A 19,432-nucleotide genomic window follows, 5' to 3' on the forward strand; every position below is an offset into this window, starting at 1 on the left:
GTATGAATCTCACGCGCTCCGAAGCCCGTGAACGTGCAGAACTCATCAGCGTAGAGTCCTATGACGTCAATCTTGACCTGACCCGCGGGGACGAGGTGTTCGGCAGTACCACCGTTGTCCGGTTTACAGCCCGCCCGGGCGCCTCCACCTTCATTGATGCCGTCACGGACACGGTCCGCCGGGTCACCCTCAACGGGGTGGCGCTGGACCCGGCAGAGGTATCCGACGGCGTACGTATCTCGCTGCCGAACCTGGCCGAGTCCAACGAGCTGATTGTGGACGCCGACGCGCGCTACATGAACACGGGCGAAGGGCTCCACCGCTTCGTGGACCCGGTGGACAATGAGGTTTACCTATACTCCCAGTTCGAGGTGCCCGATTCGCGGCGGATGTTCGCCGTGTTCGAGCAGCCGGACCTGAAGGCTGCGTTCCGCTTCACCGTGACGGCGCCGTCGCACTGGGACGTTATCTCCAACTCCCCCACCCCGGAGCCCGTCCCGGCCGGCGACCTTACAGATTCCAAGCCGAGCTCCACGTGGTCCTTTGCCCCCACGCCGCGGATTTCCTCCTACATCACCGCCCTGATCGCCGGACCCTACCAGTCCGTGCGCAGCGAGCTCACAAGCTCGGACGGCCGCACTATTCCGCTGGGCGTTTTCGCACGCCGCTCCCTGATGCAGTACATGGATGCCGAGAACATTTTCGAACTGACCCGGCAGGGCTTTGCATTCTACGAAGAGCAGTTCGGCGCCCCGTACCCCTTCGAAAAGTACGACCAGCTCTTTGTGCCGGAGTTCAATGCCGGCGCCATGGAAAATGCCGGCGCGGTCACCTTCCTGGAGAGCTATGTCTTCCGCTCCCGGGTGACCGAAGCCACCGTTGAACGCCGTGCCGTCACCGTCCTGCACGAACTGGCGCACATGTGGTTCGGCGACCTGGTCACCATGCGCTGGTGGAACGACCTGTGGCTCAACGAGTCCTTCGCCGAGTTCATGTCCACCCTCGCCGCCGCCGAGGCCACCGAATTCAAGCAGGCCTGGACCACCTTCGCCTCGCTGGAAAAGGCGTGGGCGTACCGTCAGGACCAGCTGCCCACCACTCACCCCATCGTCGCCGAGATCCGCGACCTGGAAGACGTGCAGGTCAACTTCGACGGCATCACCTACGCCAAGGGTGCCTCGGTGCTGAAGCAGCTGGTGGCCTGGGTGGGCCAGGACAAGTTCATGGCCGGTGTGCGCGAATACTTCGGCAAGCATGCCTGGCAGAACACCGAACTATCCGATCTGCTGTCCGAACTGGAAGCGGCCAGCGGCCGGGACTTGAAGGACTGGTCCGCCAAGTGGCTGGAGACTGCCGGGGTCAACACCCTGCGCCCGGAGTTCGAAACCGATGCGGACGGCACCATCACCTCCTTCGCCGTACTGCAGAGCGCCATCGAGGAATACCCGGTCCTGCGGCCGCACCGCCTCGCCATCGGCTTCTACAATCCGGACGAGGACGGCTTGCTGCAGCGCACCCACCGTGTGGAACTGGACGTCGACGGCGAACGCACCGAGGTGCCCGAGCTGGCCGGACAGTCCCGCCCGGCCCTGCTGCTGCTCAATGACGACGACCTCGCCTACGCCAAGATCCGGCTCGACGACGTCTCCCAGCGCACCGCCACGCGGAGCCTGCGCGACATCGCCGATTCCCTGCCCCGCACCCTTGTGTGGGCCGCGGCGTGGGACGCGGCACGCGACGCCGAGATCCCGGCCCGGAACTATGTGGAACTGGTACTGCAGAACATCGCGTCCGAGTCCGATTCCACCGTGGTCCAGGTCCTCCTGCGGCAGCTGGCCACCACGCTGGCCTTCTACGTGAACCCCGAGGACCGCGACCCCATGACCGTGGCCGCCGCGGAAAGCCTGTGGGAACTGGCCTCCGCTGCGGAACCCGGCTCGGATTCGCAGCTGCAGTTCGTCAAGGCCTTCGCCGCCCATGCCTCCTCGGATGAGCACCTGGATGCCCTGGCGGGCCTGCTTGACGGCGGCCGGACCCTGGAGGGGCTGTCCATCGATGCAGACCTGCGCTGGGAGCTGCTGACCGGCCTGGTCGCCGGCGGCCGGATGGGCGAGGCGGAGATCGCTGCCGAGCTTGAGCGCGATGCCACGGCAACCGGCGCCCTGGCTGCGGCCATGGCCCGCGCCGCGATCCCCACCGCCGAAGCCAAGGCCGCGGCTTGGGAAGCCATCGTGGAGCGTTCGGACATGCCCAACGCAGCCCAGCGCTCGGCCATCGCCGGCTTCATGCGGGTGCACAACACGGACCTGCTGGAACCGTACGCGCAGAAGTACTTCGACTCGATCCGTGATGTCTGGGCAGGCCGCACCCATGAGATAGGCCAGCAGATCGCCGTTGGCCTGTATCCAGCGCGGCTGGCCCGGCAGGACACCGTGGACCGGACGGATGCGTTCCTGGCCGAGCTGGGCGACGATGCGCCGTCCCTCCGCCGGCTTGTGCTGGAGAACCGCGACGGCGTGGTGCGCGCCCTGAAGGCCCAGGCGGCGGACCACTAGCCGTTTCTGCCGCGGTTTCCCGCGGTTCCCCCTCCTGCGGGCAGCGCGCACGGTACCTTGGAGAGCGTGAATCTCTCTGAGCACCGTTACACGCTGGACCTGGAATGGACGGGGAACCGCGGCGGCGGTACCGCCGGATACCGCAGCTACGGCCGCGACCACATCATCCGGGCCGCCGGACTCCCGGACCTGCCGGGCACCGCCGATCCCACGTTCCACGGCGACAAGGACCGGTGGAACCCCGAGCAGCTCCTGCTTGCTGCGCTGGCCCAGTGCCACATGCTCTCCTACCTGCATGTCGCGGTCCGGAACGGACTGCGCGTTACCGCCTATGCCGACTCCCCCGAGGGAACCCTCCGGTTGAACCGGGACGGCAGCGGGGAATTCACTTCGGTCATCCTGCGCCCGCGGGTCACCCTGGCGCCGCCCGCCGGAGCCGACGCCGTCGAACTGGCCACCGGCCCCATGCATGCCGAAGCGAACCGCCTGTGCTTCATCGCCCGAAGCGTGAACTTCCCGGTGGACCACCAGCCCGTGACGCTGCCGGGAAGCTAAGTGCGGCCTTCCGGCCCCGCGCCCGGGTAGCCTTAACCGGAAGAAGTTCCCTGTTCCGCTAAAGCGAAGGATGTTCAACAGCCCGTGGTTTCAGCTTCCGAAATAGACCTTTCCTCCGTGACCGTCGGCGACTTCGACTGGTCCGGCCTGATTGAAGCCGCGGTAATAGTCGTGGCCGCCTCCGTGGTCTGGTTCTTTGCCCGTTTCGTCATCAACCGCCTGGTCTCCCGCGCCCAGAAAGGCTATTCGCTCTTCCATTCCTCCAGGCTCAAATGGGCGCAGCCGGTCATGCGCAATCTGGATAAGAAGCGCCGCGCCCAGCGCGCGGACACCATCGGGGCCCTGCTGCGCAGCGCCGTGAATGTCTCCATCTGGACCGTGGCGATCATCATGGTGCTGGATGCCGTGGGCATCAACATCGCACCGCTGCTGGCCAGCGTCGGTATCGTGGGTATCGCCCTGGGCTTCGGTGCCCGCGAGCTGATCCGCGACGCGCTGGCCGGGTTCTTCATCACCATCGAGGACCAGTATGGGATCGGCGACGTCATTGAGGTGGGTGACACGGTGGGAACGGTGCATTCCGTTGGTATCCGCATTACCCGGATCACCGATGAGCGCGGAGTGATCTGGTACATCCGCAACGGCGAAATCGCGAAGATCGGCAACCGCTCCCAGGGCAGCTACACCGGCGACGTGGAGGCAACACCGGAGCCCGAACCCGGCACCGCCGGAGCAATCAACGACGGAATGGCTAAAAGTGAGTGATCCAACCCCGGACCCGGCGCCGGGCTTTTCCCTGCCGCTGCAGCCAACCGGCCAGCAGCCATTCACCACACCGCAGTACAACTTCTACGAGGCCGTGGGCGGCCACGAGACGTTCGTGAAACTGGTGGACGTTTTTTACGAAGGTGTTGCCGAAGATCCGCTAATGCGGCCCATGTACCCCGAAGAGGACCTCGGGCCGGCCAAGGAACGGCTTTTGCTGTTCCTGGAGCAGTACTGGGGCGGGCCGAAGACCTACGGGGAGCAGCGTGGACACCCCCGCCTGCGGATGCGGCACATGCCCTTCCTGGTCACCCCCGCAGCCCGGGACGCGTGGCTGCGGCACATGCGCGCCGCCGTCGACGCCTTGGACCTTGCCCCGCTGCATGAAGAAACCCTGTGGGATTACCTGGAGCGGGCAGCCCACTCGATGGTCAACTCCGCCTAGCCCGGTAGGACGCCTAGCCCTACAGGACGGCCGGCATCCGGGTCAGCACGTGCCCCCGGGGCGTGCTGAGCCGCAGCCAGCGGCCGTTGCGGAAAAGCGCGGCGTCGCCGTCCTGCCCCTCCGGGCCGGCAGGCAGGAAGCCGAGCGAGAGCGCGGCGAACGCCGCCCCCGCCGGAACCGGGACCTGTGTTCCGCCCATGGGCTGGGACCAGACCCGGGTGCGTGCGCTGTGCACGACGGCGGCGCCCGGACTTGCCGGCAGCAGCGCCGCCACTTCCCGGATACCGCGGTGGGCGGTCTGCTCCAGCAGCTGGAGCGGAACTGCTCCTGCCGGCTGCCAGCCTGAGCGCGGCGCCGTAATGCCTGCCCACGTCTCCCTTACCGTCACCGGCGGTATCTGCAGCTCCGTCGCAGTGCCGGCCAGGCGGGCCAGCCTGTCCCCGACCGCGGCCAGCTGCACCGTAACGTCAAGCTCGGCGGGAGCGGCCAGCGGCATGGTCCGCAGCCCCAGGACCGTGGGGGTATCCTCCCCCAGGATGCGCGGCCGCAGGACGCAGACGTAGGCGGCCAGCACCCCGCCTACCGCCTGCAGCCGGATCGCGCCGTCGTCGGCAGCCCGGGCACGCACCACAAAGTTCCGGAAGTCGGCGCTGACCTGGGGATCGGCCAACTGCAGTTCGCTGTCCACGTCAGTTGACCTTTCCGGCGGCAGCTGCCGCGGCTGCCCGGAACGGCACCGGTTCACCCAGCCAGTGCTGCAGCACCAGCCGCTGGCCGTCCGTCAGCGGGGTGGGCCGGCCGGAAGCCGCGTCCACCTGCACCATGGCCGCTTCCGCGTAGGCATAAACCGTGCCGCGGTCCTCGTCTGCCACGCAGAAACCGTAGGACAGGCTCGAGGAGCCAACGCGGGTGACCCAGATGTCCACCCAGACCGGCTCGGTCCTGTGCAGGAGCGGGGCCCGGTACTCGATCTCCTGCCGGGCCACCAGGGCGGCTGTCCGGTCACCGGTCAGATCCCTGAAGGATCCCGGACCGCCGGCGTGCGCAGCCAGCGGCAGCATCCCCAGCCGGACCCGTGCTTCCTCCAGGAACTGGACGAACCGGACGTTGTTGATGTGGCCGTTGGGATCCTGGTCGCCGAAACGCAGGTGGACGGGGAAACGATGCATGCCTTCCATCCTCCCAGACAGTGAGCTTTGCCCTAAAACGCCGCGGCAGCCGCCCCGCGGCGGGAAACCGGGTTACCGCCCGGTATTTTTAACGTAAGAGTATTCTGCGGCCCCGCCTGGGGCGGTGCCGCCCCTTTCTGCTAGGAGACAGTCCCGCATGTCCATTGATGAACCCTTCGATCCCACCGCTTCCCTGTTGGAACTGCTGAACCTGAGCTCCGCCGGCGGTGCGAAGACGTACGAGGACATCTTCGTCGGAGGTTCCCAGAACGAACCGCGCAAGCGGGTGTTCGGAGGCCAGGTCCTGGGCCAGTCGCTCATCGCCGCGGCCCGGACCGTTCCCGAGGACCGCGTGATGCATTCCATGCACGGCTACTTCCTCCGGCCGGGAGACACCGAAGTTCCCATCACCTTCGGCGTGGAGCGGCTGCGCGACGGCAGGTCCTTCTCCGCCCGGCGCAGCCACGCCTACCAGAACGGCAAGCCGATCCTGTCCATGATCGCCTCCTTCCAGATTCCCGACTCGGGCATTGACCACCAGGAGGAAATGCCGGCGGGCATTCCGGAACCGGAGGACCTCCCCACCACCGCCGAACTGCTGAAGGGCTTCGACCACCCGGTGGCCGATGCATGGTCGCACCGCCGGCCCATGGACATCCGCCACGTCATGGACCCGGTGTATGTTCGGGCCGGCCGGGAGAAGACCCCGCACAACGCGGTGTGGATGAAGACCTTCAAGCCGATGCCCGACGGCGAGAACCTGCACCGCGCGGCCCTGGCCTATGCCAGCGACTACACCCTTCTTGAACCGGTGCTGCGCGGCCACGGCCTGTCCTGGACCACGCCCGGCATGAGCATCGCGAGCCTCGACCATGCCATGTGGTGGCACCGTCCGCTGCGCGTGGATGACTGGCTCCTGTACGTGCAGGAGTCCCCCAGCGCGTCCGCCGCCCGCGGCCTTTCCACCGGGCGGATCTTCAACCGCAGCGGCGAGCTCGTAGCCACCGTGGCGCAGGAAGGAATGGTGCGGGTGCCGCAGCTGTAACACCGCCGCAAAAAAGAGCTCCGCTTCCCGTCCGGGAAGCGGAGCTCTTTTATTGTCCTGCCGGCAGACCTAGTCGCGGGTCAGGCGGCGGTGTGTCACCCGGTGCGGCTTGGCCGCGTCGGGGCCGAGGCGTTCAATCTTGTTCTGCTCGTAGGACTCGAAGTTGCCCTCAAACCAGTACCAGTTCGCGGGATCCTCCTCGGTGCCCTCGAAGGCCAGGATGTGGGTGGCCACCCGGTCCAGGAACCAGCGGTCGTGCGAGACCACCACGGCGCAGCCGGGGAATTCCAGCAGCGCGTTCTCGAGGCTGGAGAGGGTTTCCACGTCCAGGTCGTTGGTGGGCTCATCGAGCAGGAGCAGATTTCCGCCCTGCTTCAGGGTCATGGCCAGGTTCAGCCGGTTACGCTCACCGCCGGAAAGCACCCCGGCCTTCTTCTGCTGGTCCGGACCCTTGAAACCGAAGGCGGACACATAGGCACGGGACGGCATCTCCACCTGCCCCACCTGGATCCAGTCGTACCCTTCGGAGACGACCTCCCAGAGGCTCTTCTCCGGGTCGATGCCGCCGCGGGACTGGTCCACGTAGGAAATCTTTACCGAGTCACCGATCTTCAGCTCGCCGCCGTCGAGCTCTTCGAGCCCAACGATGGTCTTGAACAGGGTGGACTTACCCACGCCGTTCGGGCCGATAACGCCCACAATGCCGTTGCGGGGCAGGGAGAAGGACAACCCGTCGATCAGCTGCCGGTCGCCGAAGCCCTTCTGCAGGCCCTTGGCCTCCAGCACCAGTGAACCCAGGCGCGGGCCCGGCGGGATCTGGATTTCTTCGAAGTCCAGCTTCCGGGTGCGGTCCGCTTCGGCTGCCATCTCTTCGTAGCGTGCCAGGCGGGCCTTCGACTTGGTCTGGCGGCCCTTGGCATTGGACCGCACCCAGTCCAGTTCGTCCGTGAGGCGCTTGGCGAGCTTCTGGTCCTTTTTGCCCTGGACTTCCAGGCGCGCGCGCTTCTTTTCGAGGTACGTGGAGTAGTTGCCTTCGTACGGGTACAGGTGGCCGCGGTCGACTTCGGCGATCCACTCGGCCACGTGGTCCAGGAAGTACCGGTCGTGGGTCACGGCCAGTACGGCGCCGTGGTAGGAGGAGAGGTGCTGTTCGAGCCACAGCACGCTCTCGGCGTCCAAGTGGTTGGTGGGCTCATCGAGGAGCAGCAGGTCCGGCTTCTGCAGCAGCAGCTTGCACAGCGCCACGCGTCGGCGCTCACCTCCGGAGAGGAGGGTGACGTCGGCGTCCGGCGGCGGGCAGCGCAGCGCGTCCATGGCCTGTTCGAGCTGGGAATCGATGTCCCACGCATCGGCGGCGTCGATGGCTTCCTGCAGCTTGCCCATTTCCTCCAGCAGGGAGTCGAAGTCCGCGTCGGGCTGTGACATCTCTTCAGAGATCTCGTTGAAGCGCTGGATCTTGCCGTAGATCTCGCCTACGCCTTCCTGGACGTTGCCCAGGACGGTCTTTTCTTCGTTCAGCGGCGGCTCCTGCAGCAGGATGCCCACCGTGTAGCCGGCGCTGAGCCGGGCTTCACCGTTGGAGGGGGTGTCCAATCCGGCCATGATTTTCAGGATGGTGGACTTACCCGCACCGTTGGGACCCACCACGCCGATCTTGGCACCGGGGTAGAAGGACATGCTTACGTCGTCGAGGATTACTTTGTCGCCAACGGCCTTGCGGGCCTTGGTCATCGTGTAGATAAATTCCGCCATATCTACAAGGCTAATGTGTCAGCGCCGATATATTCCATTTATCCGGATCCGGCACGACAACCGGGCCGCCCCGACGCATCCGTATCGGTCAGTTCCCCACGAAACAGCGTCCGCCGGCGAGGACCGGCAGGACGCTGACCGTGACCTTGCCGTCCCGGACTTCGCCGAAGATACATTCACCGCCCTCGACCGCTGCCCCCTGGATGGCATCGACGTCCAGGCCGGTGGGCGTTCGGTCCGCGGACACCTCCACGCTCGGCTCGGCAAAACCGGCGGCCACGAAAGCCTGCATGATGCCGCTCCGGTCAGGTGACGGTTCCGCCCCGGCCAACTCTTCCAACCGGGCCTTCAGCGCCAGTGCTTCCGGGCTGTCCCCGGCCTGCCGGGCCGCTGGATCCTCAGTTTGGGCGCCGGCATTTTGGGTGCCGGCCCCGGACGGTACCGGCTGGCCGGACTCCCCCGCAGCGGCCCCGCAGCCTACTGCCCCGACGGCGAGCGCCATGGTTAACAGGAGCACGGCCGGTACCCGGAGGAAGGTGCCGGGTGCCGTGGGCACCAGGGAGGGCGTTCGGCTCGGGTCATGTGTCACCGGGCGATTGTGTCATGCAGCACAGGAAGTGGCCACCGAACCCGCTGAACGTCAACGCGCTAGAACGGAGCGGCGGCACGGTCCCGTTCCGGCTGGTCCGCGTCTGCGTCAGCATCTCCTCGGCCCGGTGATTCGTCCCTTCCGCCGGGCTGGAGGGAATCCGCATCCTGGTCTGCATCGGGAAGTTCACCGGTCAGCGGATCCGCCAACCGGCCAAACGAATCGGTGAGGTCCGTGTCCTGCCCGAACGGATTGGCTGCCGCATCGGGGCTTCCAACCGGATAGCCGTCAGGGCGGGACCCTGCGTCGGCGCGGTCGCTTGTTCCGGAGACCGTGCGCCGGAAGCTGGCTGTTCCCCACATCAGGTCGTGGCCCACGGTGTCTGCATCAATGTCGGCGCTGGTACCGCTGCGCCCGTCCTCCGTTGCCCACTGTCGGAGCCGGAGCCGCCCCGTGACCACCACGCGGTCTCCCTTGTGGATGCTGAACGCCGCGTTGGTGGCGAGCTGGCGGAAGAGGCTTACGGCGTACCAGTTGGTCTGGCCGTCCAGCCAGCTGCCCGCGTCCCGGTCATAACGCCGCTCCGTGGTGCACATCCGGAAGCTGGCTACGGCCAGTCCGTTGTCGGTGGTGTTCTGGCGCAGTTCGGTGGCTACATAGCCGCGGAGCGTAATGGTGTCACTCATAGGGTCCTGCCTTCGGGTCGTTGGGTCCGGCCAGTCTTCTCCGCTGCACCGTCCCGGTCCGCCTCCAGACGGGCACGTGTGGACGCCGGACGGATGCAGGACCTCCCGGGGATCCTGTGGAGGAAAGGCTGTCCCTGCGTCAAACCGGCGGTTCATTCTGTGCCAGGGCCCAGCAGGCAAAGTCGCTGATAGCCGCTGCCGCCGCGCGGGAACGAACCGAAGCGAAGTAATCAAAGGAGTGCTGGGCCCCGGGAAGCGGGCACCAGACCACGGGACGGCGGGACACTCCCCGCAGCATGTCCGCGAAGCCCCTGGCGTGGCCAATGGGCACTACGTTGTCCTTGCATCCGTGGAGGATAAAAAACGGGGGTGCGTCCGGCCGGGCGTACGCTGCCGGTGTGCTGCCGGGGTCCTCCCCAGCCACCCGGCCGTAATAGCCGTACAGGCATACTGCCGCCGCTACGGACGTGTCGGTTTCCTCGAAACCGGGCTGCAGCTCCGGACGGTTGGCGGTCAGAGCTGCAAATGCCGCCAGGAAGCCACCGGCGGAACTCCCCGCCACAACCGGCGGTCCGGTGCCCACACCGTGTTGGGCGCCCTGGGTGCGCACCCATGCAATGACACGTTTGGCATCCACCGCATAGTCCGGGAACTGCGCCCCGGGTGCGAGCCGGTAGTTGGCGCTGATACAGCTCCAACCTCGGGAGGCCAGCAAATACAGCAGATACAGGGCTTCCCGGTCCTTTGCCCCGGAGACGAACCGCCCGCCGTGAAAGTGTACAAAGACCGGTCCTGCCTGCGGCCCGCCCCAGGGCAGGTAAAGGTCAAGGGTGTTGTCCTTCCCCGCAGGTCCGTACTGCAGGTTGCGGATGTGCCTGACACCGTGCAGGCGGCGCCGGAAGGGCAGGAAGATCCCGGCCAAGACATCCCGCAGCCCGAAGGGAGCATGCTCAGGCCCCGTGGAGTAACGGTGCCCGCCGGCCGAAAGGCCTTCGTTCAAGGCCTGCACGGGAGCGGTGCTGCTGCGGACCGCACGCCATCCCGTCAGCAGGAGCCCCGCCGCGACCAGGACCATGCCGGCAGCGCCCGCCGCGCCGGCAGGTGTGGACGTGTCCCCCTCCACCACCGCCAGCGCCGTCGCGGCTGCACCCAGCAGAAGCGGGAAAACCGGAGCTTCGCTGAAGGTCATTCCGACGATGTACGCGCCGGTCGAGAGCCGGGACCTCCCCTTTCCCGGCGGCCACAGTGCGCAATATGTGCTGAGCCCGAGCAGCAAAACGGTGAGGAGGTAACCGGCTGGCACTGCAGCTCCTTTGAGCGTGCCTGTCCTGACCGGCCTGAGCCTACGCTGCCATGCCCGGCACGCGCAGCGCGTGCCGGGCATGGCGTAAGGGAGCGGACACAAAAAAGTGCCCCCGGCGCGACTCGAACGCGCAACCTACGGATTAGAAGGCCGTTGCTCTATCCATTGAGCTACGGGGGCAACCACACGATGATACTACGGACCCTGCCCCGCCCTGCCCCTGGGCCTTCCCGCCGCAGCCCCGCCCCCGTGCGGAAGCCACGCCAAAAAAAGAATTCGAATTCCGTGCATCCATTCCGCCTGCCCCGGAAGTAGTAGGGGTGTAAGTCAAAAACCCGTACCGGTGGGTGCGGCAACTAAAAGGAGCACAGACCATGCGTAAGACCGCAACCGCTATCGCGGCCCTCGGCGTAGGCGCCGCAACAGCGTTCTCGGCCGTACCGGCCTCCGCCGCCGATACCGACACGGCTAAGCTCTCCGTCCTGCACGCTGTGCCGGACACTACCGTTGACGTGTACGTCAACGGAACGCTCACCCTGGATAACTTCATGCCAGGCCAGATGGCCGGGCCGCTGGACCTGCCTGGCGGCAACTACCAGCTTGCCATCACCGCCGCGGATGCGCCGGATGCCTCCGCGCCCATCATCGGCCCGATCTCCGCAGACCTCGCGGCCGGCGGAAACTACACTGCCACGGCAAATCTGGACGCCTCGGGCAAACCCACGGCCATCCTCTTCACCAACGACACGTCCATGGTGGAAGCCGGCAAGTCCCGGCTCACGGTCCGCCATGTGGCTGCCGCCCCCGCAGTGGATGTCCTGGCCAACGGTTCCCCTGTGATCCAGGGCCTGACCAATCCCAATGAAAAGGTCCTCACCGTCGACCCCGGAACCATCTCCGCCTCCGTTGCCGCCGCCGGAACTACCGATCCGGTTATCGGTCCGGCAGACCTCGCGCTGGGTGAGGGCACCAACACCATCGTCTACGCCTGGGGATCGCTGGAGGCCGGAAACCTGGCCCTGGCTACCCAGACCATCGACGGGATGGCCTCGGCTCCGCACGCAGTCCCGGGTGCACTGGAGCAGGCAGGCCAGGACCAGCAGGGCACGGTCGCTGCCGCCGCTGCCGGCGGTGCCGCCCTTCTCGCCCTGGGCGCCGTCCTGCTTCGCCGCCGCACCGCAGCCGGCAGCAAGTAGTACGGACCACCCCAACCCCCCGGTGCTGCAGCGCTCTCCCGCCCCTTTCCGCGCTGCAGCACCGGGTTCACCCTTCCCGGAGGAACCATCCATGCCCTCAGCTCCCCTCCGCCGGCTCGCCGCGGCAGTATTCCTCTCGGCAGCTGTTGCCGGCACTGCTGCCTGCGGAGGCAGCCAGCCGCCGTCGGCCGGACCGGACGCATCAGTAACCGCCGCGCCGGGGGCGTCGTCGCCAGCCCCTTCCGCCGCGGCAGAGCCGGTACCGATTCGCCAGGCCACCCCCACCCCGGCTGAGGAGATTCCGGATCCCGTCGGCATCAGCGTGGACGGTACCGGCATCGAACTGGAAGTCATTCCCGTGGGCCAGGAACCCAACGGGGCCATGACCCTGCCCAACAACCATTACCAGGCCGGCTGGTACCGCTTCGGACCGGCACCCGGATCTTCGCGCGGCGCCGCCGTCCTGGCAGCCCATGTGGACTCGCGTACCGAACAGCTTCCCATTGCCGGCCTGGACGAGGTGCCCGCAGGCACGCCGCTTACCGTGACCCGCAGCGACGGCTCCGTCCTGAGATACACCACCCAAGAGGTGAAGAACATCCCCAAGGCTTCCCTGGACCAGTTCGATCTGTTCGACCGCGGCGGCGCACCCCGGCTCGAGCTGGTAACCTGCGGCGGCAAGTGGCTCGACTCGGTCGGAGACTATGAAGATAACGTTGTACTCACTGCGGTGCCCGTACCATAGTGGCAACCCAAGAGAGCCGGCCCGTACCTGGTCCGGTCCCGCACGAGTACGGCAGGAGAACGGCACTGATGCCCACCGGCGCCACGGAGCCCGACGCCGCGATGGACCACGCCTTCGCTGCGGGCGACGAAACGGCGCTGGCGGATGCCTACCGCCGCTTTTCGCCCCTGATCCGTGCGCTGGCGCTGCGGAAGCTTTTTGACCAGGGCGCTGCCGACGACGCGGTACAGGAAGTATTCATCCGGGCCTGGAAATACCGGGAAAGTTATTCGCCGGAACGCTCGACGCTCGCGGCCTGGCTTGTCGGCATAGGACGAAACGTCGCGGCCGGAATGGCCACGGCCAAGCAGCGAAGCTCCGAAACCCTGGTGGACGAACCGGTCCTGCCCCACGGGCAGCGGACCGAACCGGCCGGGCCGGACCCCGACGGCGTTGCTGACCGGGTGGTTCTCGATGCCGAGCTGGCCCGGCTCGGGGAACCACAGGGATCCATCCTCCGGCTCGCTTTCCACGAGGACCTGACACACCAGCAGATATCGGAAAAACTGAAACTACCCTTGGGTACCGTCAAGAGCCATATCCGAAGAAGCCTTGTCCAACTACGCCAGCGATTGGAGGTCAGCGATGCAGCATCTGTCATCTGAAGCGCTGGCCCTGAACGCCTTGGGCGAGGGCACGGCCGAAGAAACCGCGCATCTCCAACAGTGCACCCAGTGCACGGCCGAAGTGGAAGCACTGGGCCGCGTTGTGACGGCAGGACGTGCCCCTGCTGCCGGCGCCCTGCCGCATCCGCAGGCCTCGGTCTGGGAGGGCATCCATTCCTCGCTGGGCCTCGGCGACGCCGTACGCCGGGACCCCTTCGATACGCCCCCTGCCTCAGGCGCGGCGGGATCCGGCCCTGCCCGGGAACAGTCCGCACCCGCGGCGGAACCGCAGGCTTCCCCCGTTGCCCTGGACGCAGCCCGTAGCCGCCGCAACCGGCGCCGCCTGCCGCAGATCCTGGCCGCCGCAGCGGCAGCCGTAGTCCTCGCCGCCGCCGGCACCTGGGGTATTTCCCGGATCCTGGCCGACCGCACCGAGGTAATTGCTGCCGTTGACCTGGCACCACTGCCGGCCTATCAGGACAGTGGCCGCGCAGAGGTGGACCAGCGGGCCGACGGCGGACGGGAACTGGTGGTGACGGCCAGCGGTGCGGACGCGCAGGGTTTCCGTGAAGTGTGGCTGATAGCCCCCGATATTGAACGGATGGTCAGCCTGGGCACCATGGAGGGGACGGAGGGCAGGTTCACCATTCCGGCTAACCTTGACCTCAATGAGTACCCCATTGTTGATATCTCCGATGAACCGTTCGACGGCAACCCCACGCACTCCGGGGATTCAATCCTGCGCGGCGTGCTGGAACCCTGACCCGGCCGCACGGGCCGGCGGCGCACGTGGCTGACGCCGTGCCCGGCTCCCTTCCGGGGATTGCCTCCGAGTGGTGGTCCAGGGTACTGGAGGGTTTCAGCCGCGGGCCGGCCCTCGACCCGGCTCCGGCGGTGCTGCTGCTTGTTGTTGCCGCAGCCGCCCTGCTCAGCATCCCGCGGAGCACCTGGCGCTGGTTTGGTCTGTTCGTGACCTTTGTCCACGAACTCGGACACGCCTTCGCGGCCCTGATGACCGGGCAGGTGGTGAAGGGCATCCGGCTGCGTTTTGACCATTCCGGCGACATGCGTTCGCTGGGCCGCGGCGGGTTCCCTGCTGCCTGGGCGGGGTTTTGGGGTTACCCCGTGCCCGCGGTGGTGGGCGCCGGGCTCATTCTGGCGGCGCTGTACGGCTGGGCGGGGACCGCGCTGTCCGCCAGTGCGCTGGTGCTGCTGGCGGCGCTGCTGTTTATCCGCAATGTCCAGGGCTTCGCCATCGCCTTTGGCAGCGCCTTGGTCTCCGTACTGCTGGTGTGGTTCTCCTCGCCGGTGACGGCTGGCTATGCGGCCGTGTGCACCGGTGTTGCCCTGCTGGTGGGTGCCGTGCGGGACTGGCTGAACGTGGTCCGGGTCCATACCCGCCGGCGAAACCTGGAAAGCTCGGACGCCTTTATCCTCGCCCGGCGCACCGGCATACCCGCTGCCGTGTGGCTGGCCGGCTTCGCGCTGGTGATCGCCGCTGCCGCGGCCGCAGCACTGTACGCCGCGCTGACGGTCCTTCCGGTGCCGGGGCGGTAAGTGCCCGGCCCGTACTACGCTTGGATTTCCGGGAAGGTTACCCGCAATTCGAGCCGGTGCTGGCCGTCCTCCTCCTGGGTGTAAATTGCCTTCCCGGAGATACCGGCAAGCCCGTCGGTGCCGGAGCCGGGGATGATATGGCCGGAACTGGCCGTGGCCGTACCTTCGGCGAGGCCCCAGTGCTGGATGACCATGGTTCCCGTCCGGCCGGCGACGGTGCCGGCAAACACCTCGGACCCGACATAACCCGCCCCTACCGTGTTGCCGGCCATGATGAGGTCCGCGACGCTGGTGCCGGTGATGTCTCCCTCGAAGATCTTCACGGCCCGGACGGTGGACAGTTCACTGTTGGTTCCCTCCACCTGATAGGGGGTGGGTTCCCACTCCGAAACGTCAAAATCCGCCACGATCACTTCTTCAGTTAGGTCGGTCATGGTTCCAGTATCCCGTGTCCGGCGCCGGATTGCATGCCGGGCACCGGACGCCGGTAGCCTTATCGCTGTGCCCGCGTGCGGCACGGCAACGGTTTGAGCTAAGGAGCACCACCCTCGCATGTCCCGGATTCCGGCAACCTTTCAGCGGCGGTTACTGAGCCCGTCGGCCCTCTGGACGGCGTTTGCCGTGGTCCATCTGGGCTTCCTCGCCGCCCTGGCTCCCTTGATTCTCGACGGCGGGGCGCTGAGCGATGTGAACTTCTACCGGCAGTGGGCGTTTGACGGCCTGAGCCATGGCCATTGGCTGGTCTTTGACACTGCGTGGGTGTATCCCGTCCTCGCGCTGGCCCCCATGGTGCTTGCGGCGCTGTTCGGGTTCGGCGCGTACCAGTTCGTCTGGTTCCTGCTGTTCACGGCGCTGAACGCCGGCGCGGTCGCCGTCCTGGCCCGCCGGGCCGGAGCCGGCGGCACCGCTGCCGCGTACTGGTGGCTCGCGGCCACTGCCCTGCTGGGGCCCGTGGCGGTGGGGCGCGTGGATGGGCTGACCGCTCCCCTGGTGATCATGGGCCTGCTCTTCCTGGCCACCCGACCGGTGCTTGCCTCGGCGCTGCTGTCCGTGGCCACCTGGATCAAGGTTTGGCCGGCTGCCGTTATCCTCGCGGTGCTGGTCGCCTGGAAGAAGCGGCTCACGCTGCTCGCCACCGGTGCCGCCGTCTCCGCTGCCGTTGCCGTCACCGTCGCCCTAGGCGGCGGCCTGCGGCACCTGCTGAGTTTCTTCGGCGAACAGGGGGCCCGCGGGATGCAGATGGAGGCGCCGTTCACGACGCCGGGGCTGTGGCAGGCGATCCTGGGTTCATCGGATGCCCATATTTACGAGGACAAGATCATCAATACCCGCGAGGTCCGCGGTGCCCTCGGCGAGCCGGTGGCCGCGCTGATGACGCCGCTGCTCGCACTGGCCGCCCTCGCCGTCGTCGGACTGCTGATTTGGGCGCTTCGCCGCGGCGCCGATCCGCGCTCCCTGCTGATCTCCGGCTCGCTGGCCCTGGTGGCCGCATTTATTGTCTTCAACAAGGTTGGATCACCGCAGTTCATGCTGTGGCTCGGTGCCGTCACGGCGGTGGGGCTGGCATGGGAGGGCAGGGACTGGAAAGTGCCCGGGATCCTGATGCTGGCCATCGCCGCCCTGACCACGCTGGTTTATCCGATGTTCTACGCAGCCCTGTACAACGACCTGAACATCGCCGTGGCGCTGCTGCTGACCGCCCGCAACGTCCTGCTGCTGGTGCTGTTCGGCTGGGCGCTGGCGCGGGTCATCACCCTGACCCGCGCCGGCGGGAACCGGGTCAGTGCCGCAGTTCTCCCGGAGCAGGCGCCGTAAGCTTCTTGCGGAACAGGACCTTGGTCTTGGGGTCCAGGAAGATCAGGTACAGCGCGAAGCCCAGTGCCGTCACGGCGGCAATCTGCCGGGCCGCGCTGAGGCTGAACTCGAAGTAGGGCCAGATATCGAGCTGGTCGCTGATCGCGTAGACCATAAAGAAGGACACGAACAGGTACAGGGTCTTGGCCTGCCAGTCATCGCGGATACCGGTCACGGCGAAGAGCGGGATGAGCCAGACCACGTACCAGGACTGGATCATGGGCGCGAGCATTACGATGGCGGCGAAGGCCAGGGTCAGCCGGCGGATCAGCCGGCTGTACTCACCCACGAACATCTGCCACAGCACAATTCCCACGGATGCCAGCCGTCCGATGGTGTGGACAACATCGGCCATGGTCCAGCCGGGCAGTCCCAGCGCGTTGCCGAGGGTGGCAACCAGCATGCCGGCGAAACCGACCGGCGCGTACCAGATCCATACACTGCCCGGGGTGCTCAGGGCACCCACCCAGCCGAACCCGAAACCGTTGATCAGGCCCATGATCCACAGCAGCCCCAGTGACATGGCGGCCGTGATGAACCAGTAGGTGAACCTGCGCCGCCAGGATGCGTTCTTGCCGGCCCACAGCAGGCCGATGAACGGAAGGAAGATGATGGTGATCGGCTTGATGCCGATCGACAGTGTGACCAGCAGGATGCCGGCTACGGGACGCTTGGTGGCGGCAAGGTAGAGCCCGGCCAGCGCCAACCCGATCATCAGGGCGTCATTGTGGATGCTGGCGATGAAGTTGGTCAGGAACAGCGGGTTCGCTGCCGTGAGCCACAGCGCGCGGTTGGGATTGATCCCGTGCAGTTCAGCCAGCTTCGGCACGAAATACACGCACATTGCCACACCGATGACGGCGATCAGCCGGAACAGCAGGATGGAGAACTCGGTCTGGCCGTTCGTTACCAGAACCACCAGCTGCTCCAGCCAGAGGAACACCGGACCGTACGGGGTGGGGCTCTGTGCCCACAGATCGTCGGCGCCGATCTGCAGGTAGTTGGAGATCTGCGAGTAGCCGTCCTTGTACGGGTTCAAACCGCTGACCATCACCAGGCCCTGGGCGATGTAGGCGAACACATCGCGGCTGAACAGCGGCAGCGTGAAGCACAGGGGCGCCGCCCAGGCAATGACCGCCTTCAGGATGACCGGCCGGGACTCCGGGCCCCAGCCTTTCATCCGCTGGCCCAGCCGGAGCCAGGAGCGCACCAGCAGCATGCCGCCCGTGGACAGGAGCAGCACGGCGACGATGGCACCGAAGGGCTCGTCGAAACGCATCCAAATGATCACCGGGTTGCTTCGCAGGCTGGCAGATGCCAGTGAAAGCCAGCCCACCCCGAAGGATCCAGCGAGCATCATGAGGGAGCCGATGAACCCCTGAATGATCGCTATGTTGGGACGGTCGGCTTTAGCTATCTCCGGGCCCGGAGACGAAGGCTCGGTCGCGGGGACCTGCGCGGTCATCTACGTGGTTCCAATCTCTGGGGTGAACACGATTCCTGCGGGCCTGGCGGCGGACAGGGCGGCGCCTCACCCTAAAGCAGGGCAGCATAGAGCCCGGGCACCGTCAATAGGCTGATATTAGCATCGCGGCCCGGGCAAACCCGGCGCGCGCGACGCGGCGAAGTCAATCCCGGGCCCGGACACAGCGTCGCTTAGACTGAAGCTCCAGATGTGATTTTTGATGCAAGTAAAAGGCAAGGCGGTAAAGGCTGTGGGGCGCCACCGGGCAGAACCTGTAAGGAAAGCTGTAACTAAACCCGCGCATCCGTCGGGGACCGTTCCCGCACGTGCCGCAACCCGGGATGCCCCGGCCGGGCACCCGGGCCACCCGGGCAAAGCAGGCAAAGCAGGCAAAGAACACAGCCGGGCAGGCCGAAACCACACGCAGCAGCGCCGCAGCCCGGAACTGCTGGGCTGGGGGTTGTTCCTCACACTGATAGGAGCAGCCGCCATGGTGTGGGTGGAGGTACCCCCGTCCGCGGTTGCGGTGACGTCATCGCTGCTCCTCTTCGCCTTTGGAGTCGCATGGTGCTTCTCCCCCGCGCCGGCTTCCCCGGCCGCTGTTACCGGTTCTTCGATACCTGCCCTGGCTCCTGCACCGGCTCCCGCAACGGATTCCATCCCTGCGCCGCCCGCGGTTTCCGTTCAGGCACCCGTTCCCACCCCCGCCACGGGCGCCGCCACACCCGCTTCCCGCAGCACCGCTGCCACTGCCGCACCAACCCGCCCGGCACTGCGGCCCTCCCCTGCACTGCAGCCCTCCGCAATACAGCCCTCCCCCGCACTGCGCCCCGCCCCGCAGCCGGCGCGGATGGACCGTCCTGCCCCGCACGGGCGGCGTGCAGCCGCCATGCCGGTTGTTCATGAGATGCCGGCTGAACCCAGCCGGTGGACGCGCACCTTCGGCCCCCCGGAAACGGGCCAGATCCCGCTGCAGCCCTACCTTGCGCGAACGCCCGCTCCCCTCGTGACGGCGGACGCAGAGCTGCCGGACCGCCGCCAGCGGAGCCACTCCAGCCTGTAGCCGCCCGCCGGCTCCTCCGGTTTCCCGCCTGCCGGGCGGCGGAC

Annotated in this window: 20 protein-coding genes and 1 tRNA gene; 12 read left to right on the forward strand and 9 right to left on the reverse strand. The window is 66.9% G+C overall.

Annotation, left to right across the window (positions count from 1 at the left end; translation table 11 throughout):
• The first annotated feature begins 2 nt into the window (after positions 1–2).
• From pepN to QNO06_RS10690, 4 genes are all read left to right on the forward strand, one after another.
• On the forward strand, positions 3–2,555 hold the full coding sequence (gene pepN / locus QNO06_RS10675; protein ID WP_227911644.1) for an aminopeptidase N: 2,553 nt from the start codon (positions 3–5) through the stop codon (positions 2,553–2,555).
• A gap of 66 nt (positions 2,556–2,621) precedes the next feature.
• On the forward strand, positions 2,622–3,110 hold the full coding sequence (locus QNO06_RS10680; protein ID WP_227911645.1) for an OsmC family protein: 489 nt from the start codon (positions 2,622–2,624) through the stop codon (positions 3,108–3,110).
• An 84-nt stretch (positions 3,111–3,194) separates the two neighbouring features.
• Positions 3,195–3,875 carry a mechanosensitive ion channel family protein gene (locus QNO06_RS10685; RefSeq protein ID WP_227911646.1) on the forward strand — a complete coding sequence of 227 codons (681 nt, stop codon included), beginning with the start codon at positions 3,195–3,197 and terminating at the stop codon, positions 3,873–3,875.
• Positions 3,876–3,906: 31 nt separating this feature from the next.
• Entirely contained in the window at positions 3,907–4,320 is a 414-nt protein-coding gene (locus tag QNO06_RS10690; RefSeq protein WP_442860140.1) for a globin, read from the forward strand.
• Between the two features lie 19 nt (positions 4,321–4,339).
• Here the strand turns inward: QNO06_RS10690 and QNO06_RS10695 are convergent, their stop codons facing one another.
• Both QNO06_RS10695 and QNO06_RS10700 read right to left on the reverse strand, forming a co-directional pair.
• Positions 4,340–5,008 (reverse strand): DUF8185 domain-containing protein, encoded by a 669-nt coding sequence (locus tag QNO06_RS10695; protein ID WP_227911647.1) that lies wholly within the window; start codon positions 5,006–5,008, stop codon positions 4,340–4,342.
• Position 5,009: 1 nt separating this feature from the next.
• Positions 5,010–5,489 (reverse strand): acyl-CoA thioesterase, encoded by a 480-nt coding sequence (locus QNO06_RS10700; RefSeq protein ID WP_227911648.1) that lies wholly within the window; start codon positions 5,487–5,489, stop codon positions 5,010–5,012.
• A 157-nt stretch (positions 5,490–5,646) separates the two neighbouring features.
• On the opposite strand from QNO06_RS10700, the gene QNO06_RS10705 reads away from it, so the two are divergent.
• Positions 5,647–6,534, forward strand: coding sequence for an acyl-CoA thioesterase (locus QNO06_RS10705; protein WP_227911649.1), 888 nt, complete (start codon positions 5,647–5,649; stop codon positions 6,532–6,534).
• A 69-nt stretch (positions 6,535–6,603) separates the two neighbouring features.
• Here QNO06_RS10705 and ettA read toward each other — a convergent pair whose 3' ends face one another.
• The 5 genes from ettA to QNO06_RS10730 form a co-directional block, all read right to left on the reverse strand.
• Complete coding sequence (ettA, locus tag QNO06_RS10710) at positions 6,604–8,286, reverse strand: energy-dependent translational throttle protein EttA (RefSeq protein WP_227911650.1); 1,683 nt, start codon at positions 8,284–8,286, stop codon at positions 6,604–6,606.
• Between the two features lie 88 nt (positions 8,287–8,374).
• On the reverse strand, positions 8,375–8,875 hold the full coding sequence (locus tag QNO06_RS10715) for a DUF6993 domain-containing protein (RefSeq protein WP_227911651.1): 501 nt from the start codon (positions 8,873–8,875) through the stop codon (positions 8,375–8,377).
• 59 nt (positions 8,876–8,934) lie between these two features.
• Positions 8,935–9,561, reverse strand: coding sequence for a single-stranded DNA-binding protein (locus QNO06_RS10720; RefSeq protein WP_227911652.1), 627 nt, complete (start codon positions 9,559–9,561; stop codon positions 8,935–8,937).
• A gap of 139 nt (positions 9,562–9,700) precedes the next feature.
• Positions 9,701–10,750, reverse strand: a complete 1,050-nt coding sequence (locus QNO06_RS10725; protein WP_227911653.1) for an alpha/beta hydrolase — start codon at positions 10,748–10,750, stop codon at positions 9,701–9,703.
• A 221-nt stretch (positions 10,751–10,971) separates the two neighbouring features.
• Positions 10,972–11,044: transfer RNA gene (locus QNO06_RS10730), tRNA-Arg, on the reverse strand.
• Positions 11,045–11,238: 194 nt separating this feature from the next.
• On the opposite strand from QNO06_RS10730, the gene QNO06_RS10735 reads away from it, so the two are divergent.
• The 5 genes from QNO06_RS10735 (at position 11,239) to QNO06_RS10755 (ending at position 15,006) form a co-directional block, all read left to right on the forward strand.
• Complete coding sequence (locus QNO06_RS10735; protein ID WP_227911654.1) at positions 11,239–12,060, forward strand: DUF4397 domain-containing protein; 822 nt, start codon at positions 11,239–11,241, stop codon at positions 12,058–12,060.
• 91 nt (positions 12,061–12,151) lie between these two features.
• Complete coding sequence (locus tag QNO06_RS10740) at positions 12,152–12,805, forward strand: class F sortase (RefSeq protein ID WP_227911655.1); 654 nt, start codon at positions 12,152–12,154, stop codon at positions 12,803–12,805.
• Positions 12,806–12,873: 68 nt separating this feature from the next.
• Complete coding sequence (locus tag QNO06_RS10745) at positions 12,874–13,449, forward strand: RNA polymerase sigma factor (RefSeq protein WP_227911656.1); 576 nt, start codon at positions 12,874–12,876, stop codon at positions 13,447–13,449.
• Positions 13,430–14,212 (forward strand): anti-sigma factor, encoded by a 783-nt coding sequence (locus QNO06_RS10750; protein ID WP_227911657.1) that lies wholly within the window; start codon positions 13,430–13,432, stop codon positions 14,210–14,212. Before QNO06_RS10745 ends, QNO06_RS10750 begins: the two co-directional genes overlap by 20 nt.
• Positions 14,213–14,238: 26 nt before the next feature.
• Positions 14,239–15,006 (forward strand): M50 family metallopeptidase, encoded by a 768-nt coding sequence (locus tag QNO06_RS10755; protein WP_227911658.1) that lies wholly within the window; start codon positions 14,239–14,241, stop codon positions 15,004–15,006.
• A gap of 14 nt (positions 15,007–15,020) precedes the next feature.
• On the opposite strand, the gene QNO06_RS10760 is transcribed toward QNO06_RS10755, so the two are convergent.
• A complete protein-coding gene (locus QNO06_RS10760) occupies positions 15,021–15,440 on the reverse strand; it encodes a DUF3224 domain-containing protein (protein WP_227911659.1) in 420 nt (139 codons plus the stop codon).
• 118 nt (positions 15,441–15,558) lie between these two features.
• Here QNO06_RS10760 and QNO06_RS10765 point away from each other — a divergent pair, with 118 nt between their 5' ends.
• Positions 15,559–16,821 carry a glycosyltransferase 87 family protein gene (locus QNO06_RS10765; protein ID WP_227911660.1) on the forward strand — a complete coding sequence of 421 codons (1,263 nt, stop codon included), beginning with the start codon at positions 15,559–15,561 and terminating at the stop codon, positions 16,819–16,821.
• Here the strand turns inward: QNO06_RS10765 and mptB are convergent.
• On the reverse strand, positions 16,787–18,325 hold the full coding sequence (mptB, locus tag QNO06_RS10770; RefSeq protein ID WP_227911661.1) for a polyprenol phosphomannose-dependent alpha 1,6 mannosyltransferase MptB: 1,539 nt from the start codon (positions 18,323–18,325) through the stop codon (positions 16,787–16,789). The genes QNO06_RS10765 and mptB overlap by 35 nt on opposite strands.
• Before the next feature lie 490 nt (positions 18,326–18,815).
• Here mptB and QNO06_RS10775 point away from each other — a divergent pair, with 490 nt between their 5' ends.
• Positions 18,816–19,388 (forward strand): hypothetical protein, encoded by a 573-nt coding sequence (locus QNO06_RS10775; protein ID WP_227911662.1) that lies wholly within the window; start codon positions 18,816–18,818, stop codon positions 19,386–19,388.
• Positions 19,389–19,432 lie beyond the last annotated feature (44 nt).

The sequence above is a fragment of the Arthrobacter sp. zg-Y20 genome (genome assembly GCF_030142075.1).
Taxonomy (GTDB): Bacteria; Actinomycetota; Actinomycetes; order Actinomycetales; family Micrococcaceae; genus Arthrobacter_B.

Coding starts and splice junctions, on each gene's coding strand:
- QNO06_RS10725 (WP_227911653.1), bottom strand. CDS start 10,750: ATGACCTTCAGCGAAGCTCCGGTTTTCCCGCTTCTGCTGGGTGCAGCC.
- QNO06_RS10720 (WP_227911652.1), bottom strand. CDS start 9,561: ATGAGTGACACCATTACGCTCCGCGGCTATGTAGCCACCGAACTGCGC.
- QNO06_RS10700 (WP_227911648.1), bottom strand. CDS start 5,489: ATGCATCGTTTCCCCGTCCACCTGCGTTTCGGCGACCAGGATCCCAAC.
- ettA (WP_227911650.1), bottom strand. CDS start 8,286: ATGGCGGAATTTATCTACACGATGACCAAGGCCCGCAAGGCCGTTGGC.
- QNO06_RS10735 (WP_227911654.1), top strand. CDS start 11,239: ATGCGTAAGACCGCAACCGCTATCGCGGCCCTCGGCGTAGGCGCCGCA.
- QNO06_RS10775 (WP_227911662.1), top strand. CDS start 18,816: ATGGTGTGGGTGGAGGTACCCCCGTCCGCGGTTGCGGTGACGTCATCG.
- QNO06_RS10765 (WP_227911660.1), top strand. CDS start 15,559: ATGTCCCGGATTCCGGCAACCTTTCAGCGGCGGTTACTGAGCCCGTCG.
- QNO06_RS10760 (WP_227911659.1), bottom strand. CDS start 15,440: ATGACCGACCTAACTGAAGAAGTGATCGTGGCGGATTTTGACGTTTCG.
- mptB (WP_227911661.1), bottom strand. CDS start 18,325: ATGACCGCGCAGGTCCCCGCGACCGAGCCTTCGTCTCCGGGCCCGGAG.
- QNO06_RS10705 (WP_227911649.1), top strand. CDS start 5,647: ATGTCCATTGATGAACCCTTCGATCCCACCGCTTCCCTGTTGGAACTG.
- QNO06_RS10740 (WP_227911655.1), top strand. CDS start 12,152: ATGCCCTCAGCTCCCCTCCGCCGGCTCGCCGCGGCAGTATTCCTCTCG.
- QNO06_RS10750 (WP_227911657.1), top strand. CDS start 13,430: ATGCAGCATCTGTCATCTGAAGCGCTGGCCCTGAACGCCTTGGGCGAG.
- pepN (WP_227911644.1), top strand. CDS start 3: ATGAATCTCACGCGCTCCGAAGCCCGTGAACGTGCAGAACTCATCAGC.
- QNO06_RS10745 (WP_227911656.1), top strand. CDS start 12,874: ATGCCCACCGGCGCCACGGAGCCCGACGCCGCGATGGACCACGCCTTC.